Annotated in this window: 12 protein-coding genes; 6 read left to right on the top strand and 6 right to left on the bottom strand. The window is 74.7% G+C overall.

Annotated elements, in window-relative coordinates; all coding sequences use genetic code 11:
• Positions 1-35: 35 nt before the first annotated feature.
• On the bottom strand, positions 36-1,580 hold the full coding sequence (locus tag ABD948_RS00710; RefSeq protein WP_345262120.1) for a glycerol-3-phosphate dehydrogenase/oxidase: 1,545 nt from the start codon (positions 1,578-1,580) through the stop codon (positions 36-38).
• Positions 1,577-2,197, bottom strand: coding sequence for a TetR/AcrR family transcriptional regulator (locus ABD948_RS00715; RefSeq protein WP_345262121.1), 621 nt, complete (start codon positions 2,195-2,197; stop codon positions 1,577-1,579). Before ABD948_RS00715 ends, ABD948_RS00710 begins: the two co-directional genes overlap by 4 nt.
• A 17-nt stretch (positions 2,198-2,214) precedes the next feature.
• Between ABD948_RS00715 and ABD948_RS00720 the strand changes: the two genes are divergently transcribed.
• Both ABD948_RS00720 and ABD948_RS00725 read left to right on the top strand, forming a co-directional pair.
• Entirely contained in the window at positions 2,215-3,810 is a 1,596-nt protein-coding gene (locus ABD948_RS00720) for an FAD-binding oxidoreductase (protein ID WP_345262122.1), read from the top strand.
• A complete protein-coding gene (locus tag ABD948_RS00725) occupies positions 3,807-4,751 on the top strand; it encodes a diacylglycerol/lipid kinase family protein (protein WP_345262123.1) in 945 nt (314 codons plus the stop codon). The genes ABD948_RS00720 and ABD948_RS00725 overlap by 4 nt, the downstream gene beginning before the upstream one ends.
• Before the next feature lie 295 nt (positions 4,752-5,046).
• On the opposite strand, the gene ABD948_RS00730 is transcribed toward ABD948_RS00725, so the two are convergent.
• On the bottom strand, positions 5,047-5,880 hold the full coding sequence (locus ABD948_RS00730; protein WP_345262124.1) for a pirin family protein: 834 nt from the start codon (positions 5,878-5,880) through the stop codon (positions 5,047-5,049).
• Between the two features lie 4 nt (positions 5,881-5,884).
• Between ABD948_RS00730 and ABD948_RS00735 the strand changes: the two genes are divergently transcribed.
• Complete coding sequence (locus tag ABD948_RS00735) at positions 5,885-7,249, top strand: GH1 family beta-glucosidase (RefSeq protein ID WP_345262125.1); 1,365 nt, start codon at positions 5,885-5,887, stop codon at positions 7,247-7,249.
• 21 nt (positions 7,250-7,270) lie between these two features.
• Here the strand turns inward: ABD948_RS00735 and ABD948_RS00740 are convergent, their stop codons facing one another.
• A complete protein-coding gene (locus ABD948_RS00740) occupies positions 7,271-7,954 on the bottom strand; it encodes a sulfotransferase (protein WP_345262126.1) in 684 nt (227 codons plus the stop codon).
• A gap of 64 nt (positions 7,955-8,018) precedes the next feature.
• On the opposite strand from ABD948_RS00740, the gene ABD948_RS00745 reads away from it, so the two are divergent.
• Genes ABD948_RS00745 through ABD948_RS00755 form a run of 3 tightly spaced genes read left to right on the top strand, consistent with a single transcriptional unit; the run spans position 8,019 to position 11,426 of the window.
• Positions 8,019-9,086, top strand: coding sequence for a sulfotransferase family protein (locus tag ABD948_RS00745; protein ID WP_345262127.1), 1,068 nt, complete (start codon positions 8,019-8,021; stop codon positions 9,084-9,086).
• A 19-nt stretch (positions 9,087-9,105) separates the two neighbouring features.
• Entirely contained in the window at positions 9,106-10,014 is a 909-nt protein-coding gene (locus tag ABD948_RS00750) for a hypothetical protein (RefSeq protein ID WP_345262128.1), read from the top strand.
• Positions 10,015-10,016: 2 nt separating this feature from the next.
• Positions 10,017-11,426, top strand: a complete 1,410-nt coding sequence (locus ABD948_RS00755) for a glycosyltransferase family A protein (protein ID WP_345262129.1) — start codon at positions 10,017-10,019, stop codon at positions 11,424-11,426.
• A 331-nt stretch (positions 11,427-11,757) separates the two neighbouring features.
• Here the strand turns inward: ABD948_RS00755 and ABD948_RS00760 are convergent, their stop codons facing one another.
• Both ABD948_RS00760 and ABD948_RS00765 read right to left on the bottom strand, forming a co-directional pair.
• Positions 11,758-13,074, bottom strand: coding sequence for a UDP-glucose dehydrogenase family protein (locus tag ABD948_RS00760; protein ID WP_345262130.1), 1,317 nt, complete (start codon positions 13,072-13,074; stop codon positions 11,758-11,760).
• 24 nt (positions 13,075-13,098) lie between these two features.
• Complete coding sequence (locus ABD948_RS00765; protein WP_345262131.1) at positions 13,099-14,250, bottom strand: MalY/PatB family protein; 1,152 nt, start codon at positions 14,248-14,250, stop codon at positions 13,099-13,101.
• Positions 14,251-14,270: the final 20 nt, after the last annotated feature.

Raw genomic sequence — 14,270 nt, forward strand, 5'->3', positions numbered from 1 at the left:
CGGTGACGACCAGGGTCGCGCGATGAACTCATCGCTCAGCCGGCGACGAGTGCCAGGGCGCGCTCGGCGGCGGGCACGGCCAGGGCGCGGTCGGCGGGCACCAGGCCGACCCGGGTGCGGCGGTCCAGCAGGTCGCCGACGTCGTGCGCGCCCTCGTGGGTCACGCCGAAGACGAGCTCGGCCAGGGCGGTGGGCACGCCGGGTGCCACCGGGGCGATCAGCTCGTCGGCGCCGAGGCCGGTGACCTCGCGCGCGATGTGCAGCACCAGTGCGGCGTCCGTGCCGTACCGGCGCACGAGCCGGGGCGGCAGCTCGAGCGCGGCCAGCTCGGGGCGGGGGGCGGCGCCCAGCAGCGGCAGCTCTCGGGTGCGACACGGGCCGGCGTCGAGCCCACCGGGCGCCGTGGCGAGGGCGACGTCGAGCGCGTCCTGCGCCATCCGGCGGTAGGTGGTCAGCTTGCCGCCCACCACCGTGACGACGCCGCTGCGCCCGGTGAGCACGGCATGACGTCGGGAGAGGTCGGCGGTGGAGCCGTCACCGGCGTCGAGCAGTGGGCGCAGCCCCGCGAAGGCGCCGACGACGTCGGTGCGGTGCAGCGGCCGCGAGAACGCGGCCGCGACGACGTCGAGCAGGAAGCCGATCTCGGGCTCGGTGGGCACGGGGACGTCGGGCACCGGGCCGGGGGCGGGCTCGTCGGTGAGCCCCACGTAGACGGTGCCGTCGGCCTGGGGGAGCACCAGCACGAAGCGGTTGGTGTGGCCCGGCACGGGGGCGAACACCGAGACGCTCAGACCCGGCAGGGCCTCGGCGCGCAGCACCAGGTGGGTGCCACGGCTGGGGCGCAGGCGCACCTGCTCGTCCAGGTCGCCGGCCCACACACCCGCGGCGTTGACGACGGCGCGGCAGGCGACGCGGGCGGTGGCGCCGGTCAGCCCGTCGCGCAGCACCACCTGCGTGCCGGTGGCAGAGAGCACCCGGGCGCGGGTGCGCACGTGGGCGCCGAGGCCGGCGGCGGTGCGAGCGATGGTGGTGACCAGGCGGGCGTCGTCCTCCAGCTGGCCGTCCCACGAGAGCAGCCCGCCGCGCAGGCCCTCGGGGCGCAGCGCGGGTGCCATCTGCAGCACCTCGGTGCGGGTGAGTCGGCGCGGGCGGGGGAGCGTGTCGGCGGCGGTGCCGGCGGCGCGGCGCAGGCCGTCGCCGGCCAGCAGCCCGGCGTGCACGAGGCCCGCCTGCGCGCGGCCCACCGAGGAGGTGAGCGGCAGCACCGTGGCCATCGGGCGGGTCAGGTGCGGAGCAGTGCTCTCCATCAGCACGCCGCGCTCCACCGCGCTCTCGTGGGCCACCCCCACCTGCCCGTTGGCCAGGTAGCGCAGACCGCCGTGCACCAGCTTGGAGGACCAGCGCGAGGTGCCGAAGGCCAGGTCGTGGGCGTCGACGGCGAGCACGCTGAGGCCCCGGCTGACGGCGTCGAGCGCCACGCCGGCACCCGTGACGCCGAGCCCGACGACGACGACGTCGACCTCCTCCGGCACGCCGGCGAGACCGGGGGCGATCCGGGTGGGGGACGCGTGCGTGCTCACGGCGCCAGCACCGCGCGCACGAGGTGGCGCAGCTCGGCCTCGAGCGCCTCGGCGCTGACGGCGTCGTCGACCATGGTGTGCGCGGAGATCACGAAGCCGTGCAGCGCCAGCAGCAGTGCCCGGGCGATGAGGACGGGCTCGCCCGCGCGCACCCGGCCGGCCCGCTGACCGGCGGCGATGGCCTCCTCGCCCGCCGCCAGGACCAGGTCCTGCGAGCGGCCGCGCCGGTGGAGCAGGTAGGGGAGCACGAGCTCGGGGTCGACCTCGACGATGCGCACGAACAGCTCGTTGCCGCGCAGCGCGCGCACCGCGGCCAGCACGCCGTCGGCGATCCGCTCGACGGCGTCGCCGCCGGCTTCCGGGGACTCCGCGACGGCGGTCGCGGCCATCACCTGCGACCACTCGCGCGTCATCAGGTCGCCCAGCAGCTGGGGCATGTCGTTCCAGGTGCGGTAGATCGTCATCCGCGAGACGCCGGCGCGACGGGCGACCTCGGTGAGGGTGGTGCGCCGCCAGCCGACGTCGAGCAGGCAGGCGCGGGCGGCGTCGAGGTAGCCGTCGCGCGGGCCCGGCTCGCTCGGGGGAGGAGATGAAGTGTTGTGACGAAGTGACGCCATGTGTCACACTGTAACACATGAGCAGCACGCGACCGGCCCACGAGCAGCCCGAGATGCACCCCAGCCGCTGGGGCGACCCCGCCCGCGCCGGCGGCCTGCCCGACGGCGCGAGGGGTCTGGTCGAGATGGTCTTCGGCGTGCACGAGCGGCCCGCGCTGGACGCCGTCACGCTGCCGGCGAGCGGCCTGGCCGACGACCTGCTCGAGAGCCTGCGCGCGGTGGTGGGCGCCGACCACGTGCACACCGACGACGCCACCCGCCGCCTGCGCACCCGCGGCAAGTCCACACCCGACCTCCTGCGGCAGCGCAGCGGCGACCTCGACGACGCGCCCGACGCCGTCGTCCGCCCCGGCGACCACGAGGAGGTGGCAGCCGTGCTGGCCTGGGCGGTGCAGCACCACGTGGCCGTGGTGCCCTTCGGGGGCGGCACCTCGGTGACCGGCGGGCTGGTGGCGCGGCGCGAGGGCTACGCCGGGCTGGTCAGCCTCGACCTGGTGCGGATGAAGCGCCTGCTCGGCGTCGACCGCACCTCCATGACCGCCACCCTCGAGCCCGGCCTGCGCGGTCCCGAGGCCGAGGCGCTGCTCGCCGCCGAGGGCCTCACCCTCGGCCACTACCCCCAGAGCTTCGAGCACGCCACCATCGGCGGCTTCGCGGCCACCCGCTCCAGCGGGCAGGCCAGCGCCGGCTACGGGCGCTTCGACGCGCTCGTCGTCGCCCTGCGCGTGGCCACCCCGCGGGGCGAGTGGCGCCTGGGCACCGCGCCGGCCACGGCTGCCGGTCCCGACCTGCGCCAGCTGGTGCTGGGCTCGGAGGGCGCGTTCGGCGTCATCACCGAGGTCACCGTGCGGGTGCGGCCGGTGCCGGCCGAGCGCCGCTACGAGGGCTGGCGCTGGCCCGACTTCGCCACCGGCACCGAGGCCATGCGCACCCTCGCGCAGGCGGGTCTGCTGCCCACCGTGCTGCGGCTCTCCGACGAGGCGGAGTCCGGTCTCAACCTGGCCCACCCCGACGCCATCGGGCAGGAGAACGCCGACGGCGCCTGCCTGATGATCACCGGCTACGAGGGCGAGCCCGAGGTGGTGGAGGCCAGGCGCGCCGCCGTGGCCGCCGTGCTCGAGGCCCGCGGCGGCCGCTGCGTGGGCGCCGAGGCCGGCGAGGCGTGGGTGCGCGGGCGCTTCGACGCGCCGTACCTCCGCGACGCGCTGCTCGACGTGGGTGTGCTGGTCGAGACCCTCGAGACCGCCACGTTCTGGTCGCGACGCGAGGCCGTCTACGACGTCGTGCGCAGCGCGCTGCAGGCCTCGCTCGGCGAGGGGACGTTGGTGCTCTGCCACGTCTCGCACGTCTACGAGACCGGCTGCTCGCTGTACTTCACCGTCGCCACGCCCGGCGGCGACCACCCGCTGGAGCGCTGGCTGGCCGCCAAGGCCGCCGCCAGCGACGCGATGACCGCCGCGGGCGCCACGATCACCCACCACCACGCCGTCGGCACCGACCACAAGCCGTGGCTGACCCGCGAGATCGGCGAGCTCGGCGGCTCGGTGCTGCGCGCCGTCAAGGCCGACCTCGACCCCACCGGCGTGCTCAACCCGGGGGTGCTGGTCCCGTGAGCGGCTCCCCCGAGCGGTCGTTCAGCTTCGTCGTCAACCCCGCCTCCGGCGGCGGCGCGGCGCCCGAGGCGGTCGTGCCGGTGGCGCGGCTGCTGCGCGACGCCGGCGCGCGCGTCGACGTCACCTACTCACCGGGGCCGCAGGCGATGGCAGCGGTGGTGCGGGCCGCGCTCGAGCGCGACGACGTCGTGGTCTCGGTGGGCGGCGACGGCATGGTCTCCTCGCTGGCCGGGCCGGTCTCGCGCGCGGGCGGCACGCTGGCCGTCGTGCCCGCCGGCCGCGGCAACGACTTCGCCCGGATGCTCGGGCTGCCCGAGGACCCCGCCGCGCTGGCCGAGGTGCTGCTGCACCAGCCGGCCCGCGCCGTCGACCTTCTCGACCTGGAGCTCGGGTCCGGGTCGGGCTCCGCGCCGCGCCGGGTGGCGGGGTCGGTCTACTGCGGCGTCGACGCGCACGCGGCCGCCGTCGTCGACCGGGCGCACCTGCTGCCCCGCACGCTGCAGTACCCCTACGCCGCGGTCCGCTCGCTGGCCACCTACCAGCCCGGCCGGTTCCGGGTAGTCGTCGACGGGGTGGTGGGGGAGTACACCGCGGCCACGGTCGTCGTCGCCAACTCGGCCTACTACGGCAAGGGCATGAAGATCGCCCCCGACGCCGTGCTCGACGACGGCCTGCTCGACGTCGTCGTGATCGAGGCCGCCGGCCGGCTGGAGCTGATCCGCGCGCTGCCCAAGGTCTACGACGGCGGCCACGTGGCCCTGCCCGAGGTGACCGTGCTGCGCGGTCGCCGCGTCGAGCTCACCGCCGACCCTGCCGGCTCCGCCCGCGGCCACGGGGTGCCCGTGGGCGGTGACGGCGAGCCGCTCGGCGTCCTGCCCCGCCTGGGCAGGCCCCCCGCCGTCGTCGAGGTGGCCCCCGGCGCCCTCCAGGTGCTCGCCTGACCGTTCAGGCAGCCTGCCGACTCGGCGCGTGCGCGCGTGTGGGGAGTGCCGAGTCGGCGCTTGCGCGCGTGTGGGGAGTGCCGAGTCGGCGCTTGCGCGCGTGTGGGGAGTGCCGAGTCGGCGCGTGCGCGCCTGGGTGACCGCGTTCTTGTCGAGGGCGCGCGCGGTAGCGCCGACTCGGGCTTCTGGGAGCGCGCCGTCGCGCCGACTCGGGCCTCTGGGGGCGCGCGGTGGCGCCGACTCGGGCTTCTGGCAGCGCGCGCTAGTGCCGACTCGGCACCACCTCGGCGCCGCCTCAGAGGCGCAGGTCGCCCAGGGGCGGGCGGTCGTCGGCGGCACTCGCGGCGGTGGCGCGCTCAGCGTCGAGGTCGCGCCCGCCGCCGGGGTGAGTCGTCCAGTGCCCGGCCGCGCCGGTGCGGTGCAGGAACACGGGGGCCGGGCCGTCGTGGAAGGTCCAGACGAGCAGGTCGGTAGGGACGCCGGCGGAGACGGTGTGGGCGGGCTCGTCGGTCATCACGAACGCGTCGCCCGTGGCCAGCGGCTCGGCCAGCGAGGAGCGCAGCAGGGCGCCGGTCGCCACGTAGGCGTGCACCAGCGGGGCCGTGGGCAGCTCGACGGCGACCGCCGGGTCGCCGGAGAGGCGCACGAGCCACAGGACCGCGTCGAGCCGCGGCTGCGCGAGCGGCTGCGCGGTGTCGGGGACGACGTCCGGGGTGGCGTGCTGGTAGTCGCCGGGCTGGACCAGCACCTCGGACTCCTCGCCCGGTCGCAGCCACACCTGGACGAACCGGCAGGGTCCGGACGACGCTGCGTGCTCGGCGTGGTCGACACCGTCGGAGCCGGCGGAGAGGACGGCCACCGAGCCGGGGCCCAGGGTGACCTCCCCGGCCGCGGATCCCGTGTGCACCAGGGCGCCCTCGACCACCCAGGAGACGATCAGCAGGTCGCTGTGCCGGTGGGTCTCGAACCCCCGTCCGGCCCCCAGCAGGTGGTCGTCGTGGCACACCATCGGACCCAGCTCGAGGCGCTGGGGGTCGTAGTGCGCGCCGAACGAGAAGGCGTGCTGGGTGCGCCGTCCGGCCTCGCGGTCGACGAAGCGGGCGGTTCCTCGGCGGATCTCGACGGTCACGGCCATGATTGTGCCCGTGGCACACCCCGAGGAGTACCCGCAGCTCCCGCCCGGCTTCCGGTTCGGCACGAGCACCGCGGCCTACCAGGTGGAGGGTGCGGCGCAGGAGGACGGTCGCGGGACGAGCGTCTGGGACACCTTCACCGCCGAGCCCGGCCGGGTCGTCGACGGCAGCAGCGGCGCCGTCGCGTGCGACCACTACCACCGCTTCGCCGAGGACGTGGCGCTGATGAAGCGCCTCGGCACCACCGGCTACCGCTTCTCGGTCGCGTGGCCGCGCATCCAACCCACCGGTCGCGGCGCGGTGGAGCAGCGCGGGCTCGACTTCTACGACCGGCTCGTCGACGAGCTGCTCGCCGCGGGCGTCCAGCCGATGGCCACGCTGTTCCACTGGGACCTGCCGCAGGCGCTCGAGGACGACGGTGGCTGGCTCAACCGCGACACCGTGGAGCGCTTCGCCGACTACGCCACCATCGTCGGGCAGTGCCTGGGCGACCGGGTCGAGCACTGGGTGCCGGTCAACGAGCCCAACGTCGTGACGCTGATGGGCTACGGCATCGGCATGCACGCGCCCGGCAAGACGATGATGTTCGAGGCGCTGCCGGTGGCCCACCACCTGCTGCTGGCGCACGGCCGCGCCGTCGTCGCGCTGCGCGAGGCCGGTGCCAGCAGCGTCGGCTGCGCCAACAACCACGCCCCGATGTGGCCCGCGAGCGACGACCCCGCCGACGTCGGCGCCACCAAGCTCTTCGACGCCGTCTGGAACGCGCTGTTCCTGGAGCCGATGCTGCTGGGCCGCTACCCGGTGGACCTGCAGCCGCTGCTGGAGGCGCACGTGCGCGAGGGCGACCTGGCCACGATCCGCCAGCCGCTCGACTTCTACGGCGTCAACTACTACAACCCGATGAAGATCGGCGCCGCCGCCGAGGACGCCGAGCTGCCCTTCGAGTTCCGCGAGCTGGTGGGCTACCCGGTGACCGACTTCGGCTGGCCGGTGGTGCCCGACGCGCTGCGCGAGTGGCTGATCATGTTCCGCGCGCGGTTCCGCGCCGCGCTGCCGCCGATCATCATCACCGAGTCGGGCTGCAGCTACGGGATGGGCCCGGACGCCGACGGCGTCGTCGACGACCAGCCGCGCATCGACTACCTGCGCAGCCACGTGCAGGCCGTCGCCGAGGCGGTGCAGCGCGGCGTCGACGTCCGCGGCTACTACGCGTGGTCGCTCATCGACAACTTCGAGTGGAGCGAGGGCTACACCCAGCGCTTCGGCCTCGTGCACGTGGACTACGAGACGCAGGCGCGCACGCCCAAGCGCTCCTTCGAGTGGTACGCCGACCTGATCCGCGCCCAGACGCCGGGTCGGGGCTGAGCCGGGACCGGTCGGGGCGGGCTAGCCGCTGGTCGAGTGACGCCGGGCGAGCACCGCGCGGGCGGCGTCCTCGTCCCAGGTCTCGCCGAGCCACTCCACCAGGCCCCGCAGCACCGTGGGGTCGGCGGTCCACTCGTCGTAGTGCACGCGGTAGGCGGCCTCGTCCAGCTGCTCGGCGATCGCCAGGATCCCGCGCTCGATGCGGGCGAGCTTGGCGCCGGCGTCGGGGTCCTCGGCCCACCAGCCGCTGCGCAGCACCGCGGCGTGGTCGCGGGTGTTGACGACGAAGCGCGCGCCGGGGAACACGCGGCGCAGCCACGCCACGTACTCGGGCAGGTCGGGCTGAGCCCAGCGGATCTCCTTGAACCCGGTCACCCGCGTGTCCGGCTTGGGGCGCAGCAGCGTCTCGAGCAGCATCCGCCGGCTCCCCGCCTCGGCGCGGGCCAGCGGCACGTCGGCGATCCCGAAGAACGGGTGGGTGCGCATCCGCGAGGCCTGCGCGGGCGTGCGCTCCTTCTCGGCGGCGAGCGTCTGGTGGAACCGGAACAGGTGGTAGGCGGCGTCGCGGTTCTCGCCGCGCAGCAGGTAGCCGGGCAGCGAGTTCAGCAGCCCCATCAGCAGCGTCGAGCCCGAGCGGCCGTAGGTGACGACGAAGACGTACCCGAGCTCGTCCCCGCGGTTGTCTCGGTCTCTGCTGGGCGGCACGCGGTGAGTCTAGGGAGGCCCGGCTGCGCGAGCCGGGCGGCGCGGCGCCAGTAGGGTGACGGCCATGGTCAGCAGCCCGCCGAGCAGCCCCGCGGACGGCCCGCCCCCGGTCAAGCGACGGGTGGTCTTCGTCGTCGGCTCGGGTCGCAGCGGCACCAGCACGATGGCGGGCATCCTCTCCACGCTGGGCATGCGCGTGCCGCAGCCCGAGGTGGCCGCCGACGCCACCAACCCCAAGGGGTTCGGCGAGCCGCAGTGGGTGGTCGACCTGCACACCGAGCTGCTCCAGCGCTGCACCGTGCAGGTCAGCGACGCGCGGCCCTCGGCGTGGTTCGAGTCGGGCAAGCTCAGCACCTTCGAGCCGTTGCGCCAGCGGCTCACCGAGTGGCTGGACCCGCAGTTCGACGAGGGCGCCGAGATCGTCGTCAAGGACCCGCGGCTGGCGTGGTTCCTCGGCCTGTGGCGCGCGGCCGCGCTGCGCAGCGACGCCGCGCCGGCCTACGTGACGATGCTGCGGCCGGTCACCGAGGTGGTGGGCAGCAAGCAGCAGTACTACGGCTCCAAGTTCGGCGAGGTCAACCGCACCGCCGCGTGGGTCAACATGATGCTGCACACCGAGCGCGCCACCCGCGGATCGCAGCGCGCGTTCGTGCGCTACGCCGACCTGCTGGAGGACTGGACGGTGCCGGTGTTCGGCCTCGGGCAGGCCTTCGACCTGGCCTCCGTGCAGACCGCCTCGGCCAACGACGTGCGCGCCGTGCACGCCTTCGTCGACCCCGGCCTGCGCCGCGTGCAGCTCACCTGGGACGACGTGCTGGTGCCGCCGCGGCTGCGCGAGATCGCCCAGGAGAGCTGGGAGGCGCTCGACCGGCTCGCCGATCCCGACGGCGACACCCCCCAGGTGCACGCCACCCTCGACTCGCTGCGCCGCGCCTACGCCGACTTCTACGAGGAGGCCGAGGCGGTGGCGCAGTCCAGCGCCGTCGCGGCCCACCGCGCCGGGCTGGCCCAGCTGCCCGAGCCCGCCAGCACCAGCCGCAGCGTCGTCGACCGCGTGCCCCACGGCGTCCGGGCGATGGTGCCCGAGAGTGCGCGTCGGGGCCTGCGCAAGGCGCTGGGCCGCGAGCGGTGAGCGTGACCCGGGTGCTCCCATGATCAGGAACCGCGAGGGGCTGGCGGACTACGACGTCCACTGGGCGTGGGAGGACGGGCCGCTGCCGCCGGGGCTCACCTGCGTGTTCCGGGTGCGCAACGAGGCGCGCAACCTGCCGTGGGTGCTGCCGCCGATGTTCGAGGCCGTGCAGCACGTGGTCGTCGTCGACAACGGCTCGGACGACGGCACGCCCGAGGTGGCGCGCCGCGCCGCGGAGGCCTGCGGGGCGCTGGACCGCCTGACGCTCACCTCCTACCCGCACCGCGTCAGCCGGGCCGGCGCCGAGCACCTGGCCACGCCGCCGGACTCGGTGCACTCGCTCACCCACTTCTACAACTGGTCCTTCAGCCACGTGCGCACCGGCTACTCCATGAAGTGGGACGGCGACATGGTGCTCACCACCGAGGGCGTGGCGCTGCTGCGCGACCTGGCCTGGCAGCTCGAGGACTCCAGCGCCGTCGTCGCCTTCCCGCGGCACCCGCTCACCATCGAGTCCGACTCGGTGGCCTGGATCGACCTCGGCTTCCGCTTCCTCGAGCCGTGGGTCTACCCGATGGGCCCGGAGTTCACCTACGTCAAGGCCTTCGAGTGGGAGGTGCGCGAGTTCCCCACCTCCTCCGACCGGATCGTCGCACCGGAGGGACTCGTCGTCGAGCTCAAGTGGCTCGAGGAGGACGAGTTCGCGCACTGGACCAGCACCGACGACTTCGAGTCCTCCCGCGCGCCGCGCAAGCGCCGCGAGTGGGAGGTCTTCAGTGCCCTGCGGGCCGGCCGCGGCCACGAGGTGCCCGGGCTGCACCGCGTGGAGGCGCCGCCGGGCGTGCACGTCGTCGACCACGTGACGAGCACCTGGCTGCCGCGCGCCGAGCGCCCGCTGGTGCGTCGCCGCGGCGCGCTGGAGGGGTAGGCGTGCTGCCTCCCCCGGCCGCGGCCTTCCTGCAGCAGTCCGACGACGCCGTGCTCGTGACGGCGGGCGCCACCGGACTGCCCGAGGGGCGGGTGCCACGAGTGCTGGTGGCTGTCGCCGACCGTGGTGAGCTGCGGGCGCTGGCCCGTGCCCGTTCGGTGCCCGCCGACCTGCGCACACCGGTGCTCGGGGTGTGGCTCGACGAGGCGAGAGCAGCGCTCTCCTACACGCCGCGACCGACGCCCACAGGCCCGTCGTTGAGGGCGATCAACGCCCGCCCCGAGAGTGAGGGGTGGCTGTGCGTGCTGCGGTTCGACAAGCCGGTGGCGGTCGCGCCGGTGCTCGCCGAGCTGGCGCGGCAGTCGGTGGCCGCGACGGCGGCGCCCGTGCCCGAGGCCGCCGTCGAGCTGGGTGTCGATGTGCGGGTGGTCAATCCGACCGGGTTCGACGCCGACGCGGCCGACCCGGTGGTCCACGCCTCTTCTCTCCCTCTCGGTATGGGCAGAGGCGTGACCGAGGCGTTGCTCGGCTCCCTGCGGCCGACGCTGGGCGTCCGGCTCGACGTCGACGTGCCGCCTCGCGACCTGCTGGCCCTGCAGGCCTCCGGCGTGCCGCTGGTCGGCGGCTCCGCCGGGGAGGTCGACCTCGCCGACCGGCACGCGCGCGAGGTGCACAGCATCCGCCAACGACGTCGTGCCCTCGACCGCCTGGTGCCGCCGGCCTCGCGCCCCTCGGTGAGCATCGTAATGGCCACCCGCCGCCCCGAGATGCTCGACCACGCGCTCGCCCAGGTGGGCGCGCAGCGTGGGGTCGAGCAGCTGGAGCTGGTGCTGGCCCCGCACGGCTTCGAGCCTGCCCTGCCGCCGGACCTGCCGCTGCCGGTGACCGTGGTGCCGTGCCCGGCCGAGATGCTCTTCGGTGACGTGCTCGACGCCGCCGCGGTCGCCGCCTCGGGCGACCTGGTGCTCAAGATGGATGACGACGACTGGTACGACCCCGAGTTCGTGGTCGACCTGCTGCGCGCCCGCGCCTACAGCGGCGCCGACCTGGTGGGTTGCCCCGACGAGCTCTACCACCTCACCGAGCAGGACCGCACCATCCACCGCCGCCACCCCGGCGAGCGCTACACGCACTGGGTGGCCGGCGGCACGCTGCTGCTCTCGCGGGGGCTGCTGCGCGAGGTCGGCGGCTTCGCCCCCGTGCCACGCCACGTGGACCGCCACCTGCTCGACGCCCTCGCCCGCGGCGGGGCCACGGTCTACCGCACGCACGGCCTGGGCTACGTGCTGCGCCGCAACGCAGGAGGCCACACCTACGACGCCGACCTGGACGCGATCCTGGACCCCGCGCGGCTGATCGCCCGGTGGCCCGGGCTGCACCTGGGTCCGCTCGTGTCACCGCCGGTCGAGTAGCGCCGCCACCCGCTGGTGATCGAGTAGCGCTGTCCCGAGCTTGCGAGGGACGGCGCGTACCGAGATCCGGTGAGCCGACTGCCGTCCGGCCCAGGCCGCTGGTTGAGGTGCTCCGGAGCGAGGCACGAGCGCAGGAGCCTCGAAGCCCGGTGAGCCGAGTGCCCTCCGGTGAGTCCACCGGCTCCCTCGGTACGGCTTCGTTCCTCAGCCGTGCCTCGTCCGCCTCGGCTGCTTCTCGGCTCACCACGTCTCGATACGCTCTTCGCGGCTTCGCGAGCTCAGCCGCGGACGCTACTCGACGACCATCAGGTAGGGATTCGCGAGCTCATCCCTACCTCCTCCCCAGCCCGCGCGCCGTCCAGCCGTGGGAGCGCCACAGGTCGAGGTCCAGGAGGTTGCGGCCGTCGAGGATCTGCTTGCGGCGCACCACCTCGGTGACGGCGGCGGGGTCGACCTCGCGGAACTCCTTCCACTCGGTCAGGTGCAGCACCAGGTCGGCGTCCTGGGCGGCCTCGAGGGCGGAGCCGGCGTAGCTGAGGGTCGGGAAGACCGCGCGGGCGGTCTCGGTGGCCTCGGGGTCGTAGACGGTGACGTTCGCCCCGCGCAGGTGCAGCTTGCCGGCGATCGAGAGGGCGGGGGAGTCGCGCACGTCGTCGCTGTCGGGCTTGAAGGCCGCGCCCCAGACGGCGATGTTGGTCTTGGTGAGGCTGCCGCCGAGCATCCCGGTGGCGATCTTCGAGACCCGCACCCGCTGGCGCTGGTTGATGTCGTCGACCTGGCGCAGGAACGACATCGCGTCCTCGACGCCGAGCTCGCCGGCGCGGTGCACGAAGGCGCGGATGTCCTTGGGCAGGCAGCCGCCGCCGAAGCCGATGCCGGCGTTGAGGAACTTGCGGCCGATGCGGGCGTCGAGCCCGATGGCGTCGGCGAGGTCGACGATGTCGCCGCCGGCGGCTTCGCACACCTCGCCCACGGCGTTGATGAAGGAGATCTTGGTGGCCAGGAAGGCGTTGGCGGAGACCTTGACCAGCTCGGCGGTGGCGTAGTCGGTGACCAGCAGCGGGCAGCCGGCGTCGGTGATGGGCGCGTAGAAGTCCCGCAGGGCCTGCTCGGCGCGCTCGGAGGTGACGCCGACGACGAGGCGGTCGGGCTCGAGGGTGTCCTTGACGGCGAAGCCCTCGCGCAGGAACTCGGGGTTCCACACCAGCTCGGCGTCGACGCCCTCGGGGGCGAGGTCGCGCAGCTCACCGGCCAGCCGGGCGGCGGTGCCCACCGGCACCGTGGACTTGCCGACGACGTGGTGGGTGCCCGGCCGCAGGTGCGGGGCGAGGGTGCGCACGGCGGCGTCGACGTAGCTGACGTCGGCGCCCATGCTCTCGGCCTGCTGCGGAGTGCCGACGCACACGAAGTGCAGGTCGGCGAAGGCGCCGGCCTCCTCGAAGGAGTCGGTGAAGCGCAGCCGTCCGGACTCCACGTGCTTGCTCAGCAGCTCGGGCAGCCCGGGCTCGAAGAACGGCACCCGGCCCTCGCTGAGCGCGGCTCGCTTGGCGGCGTCGATCTCGACCCCGAGGACCTCGTGGCCGAGCTCGGCCATGCTGGCGGCGTGGGTGGCGCCCAGGTAGCCGCACCCGATGACGGTGATCTTCACGTGCGGAGTCTAGGGAGGGCGATGTCAGGCGCGTGTCAGGGCGTGGGCCGTGCGGTGAACGACCTCGGTGAGCCGCTCGGGGCTGGTGGCGATGTTGAGCCGCACGTGGCCGGGCAGCCCCGGCTGGTAGTCGTGCCCGGCGGCCAGCCGCACCCGGCCGTGCTCGAGCGCCACCTCGGCGGGGTCGCCGTGCCCGTAGGCGCGCAGGTCGATCCAGGCCAGGTAGGTGGCCTCCAGCGGACGCATCCGGGCGAGCGGCAGGTGCTCGGCGAGCAGCTGCTCCAGCAGCGAGCGCTGCTCACCGAGCCGGGTGCGCAGGTCCGCGAGCCACGCGTCGCCGTCGGTGTAGGCCGCGATCGCTGCGACGACGCCGAGCGTCGACCACGAGTCGTTGCGCACCATCGGCGCCTCGAGCAGCCGGGTGCGGGCGTCGTCGTCGGGCACCACCAGCTGGGCGCACTTCAGGCCCGGCGTGCCGAACGCCTTGGAGGCCGCGACGACGGCGACGGCGTGGTCGTGGGTGCCCTCGACGTCGAGGTAGGAGACGTGCTCGCGCCCGGGCAGCACCAGCGGGGCGTGGATCTCGTCGCTGACCACCCGGGCGCCGTGGCGCACGACGACGTCGCGGATGCCCTCGAGCTCGGCGCGCGAGAACACCCGCCCCCAGGGGTTGTGCGGCTGGGTGAGCAGCAGCGTGCGGGCGCCCTCGGCGAGCAGCAGGTCCAGCTGGGTCAGGTCGATCTCGGCGCGCTCGGCGTCGGGGTGGACCGTGAGCGGCCACTGCTCGCGACCGGTGACCTCGCCGATGGCGAGCTGCGGCGCGTAGGCGGGCACCGGCATCACGACCGGCGCGGGGTCGCTGAGCACGTCGATGGCGAACCGCACCCCGGCGGTGACGTCGACGACGGGCAGCACCCACCCGGGGTCGACCCGCTGGCCGAACTGGCGCTGCGCGAACCCCGCGTACGCCTTGCCGAGCGGGCCGCCCGCGCCGAACCACGGGTAGCCCGCGACACCGGCCGCCACGGCGTCGTGCAGTGCCGCGGTGATCGGCTCGGCCAGCGCGTAGTCCATCTCGGCGACCCACGCCGGCAGCACGCCCGGCTCGGTCCCGCCCCACTTCATGGGCATGGCGCGGCGCGCCTCGGCCTCGGTCAGGTCACGGATCAGGCTCACCCGGGCAACCTACGCCCGAG

Source organism: Nocardioides nanhaiensis (genome assembly GCF_039542785.1).
Lineage (GTDB): Bacteria > Actinomycetota > Actinomycetes > Propionibacteriales > Nocardioidaceae > Nocardioides > Nocardioides nanhaiensis.

Excerpts from the sequence above, each read along its gene's own strand:
- ABD948_RS00720 (WP_345262122.1), top strand. The coding sequence starts at position 2,215 with ATGAGCAGCACGCGACCGGCCCACGAGCAGCCCGAGATGCACCCCAGC.
- ABD948_RS00735 (WP_345262125.1), top strand. The coding sequence starts at position 5,885 with ATGATTGTGCCCGTGGCACACCCCGAGGAGTACCCGCAGCTCCCGCCC.
- ABD948_RS00750 (WP_345262128.1), top strand. The coding sequence starts at position 9,106 with ATGATCAGGAACCGCGAGGGGCTGGCGGACTACGACGTCCACTGGGCG.
- ABD948_RS00745 (WP_345262127.1), top strand. The coding sequence starts at position 8,019 with ATGGTCAGCAGCCCGCCGAGCAGCCCCGCGGACGGCCCGCCCCCGGTC.
- ABD948_RS00715 (WP_345262121.1), bottom strand. The coding sequence starts at position 2,197 with ATGGCGTCACTTCGTCACAACACTTCATCTCCTCCCCCGAGCGAGCCG.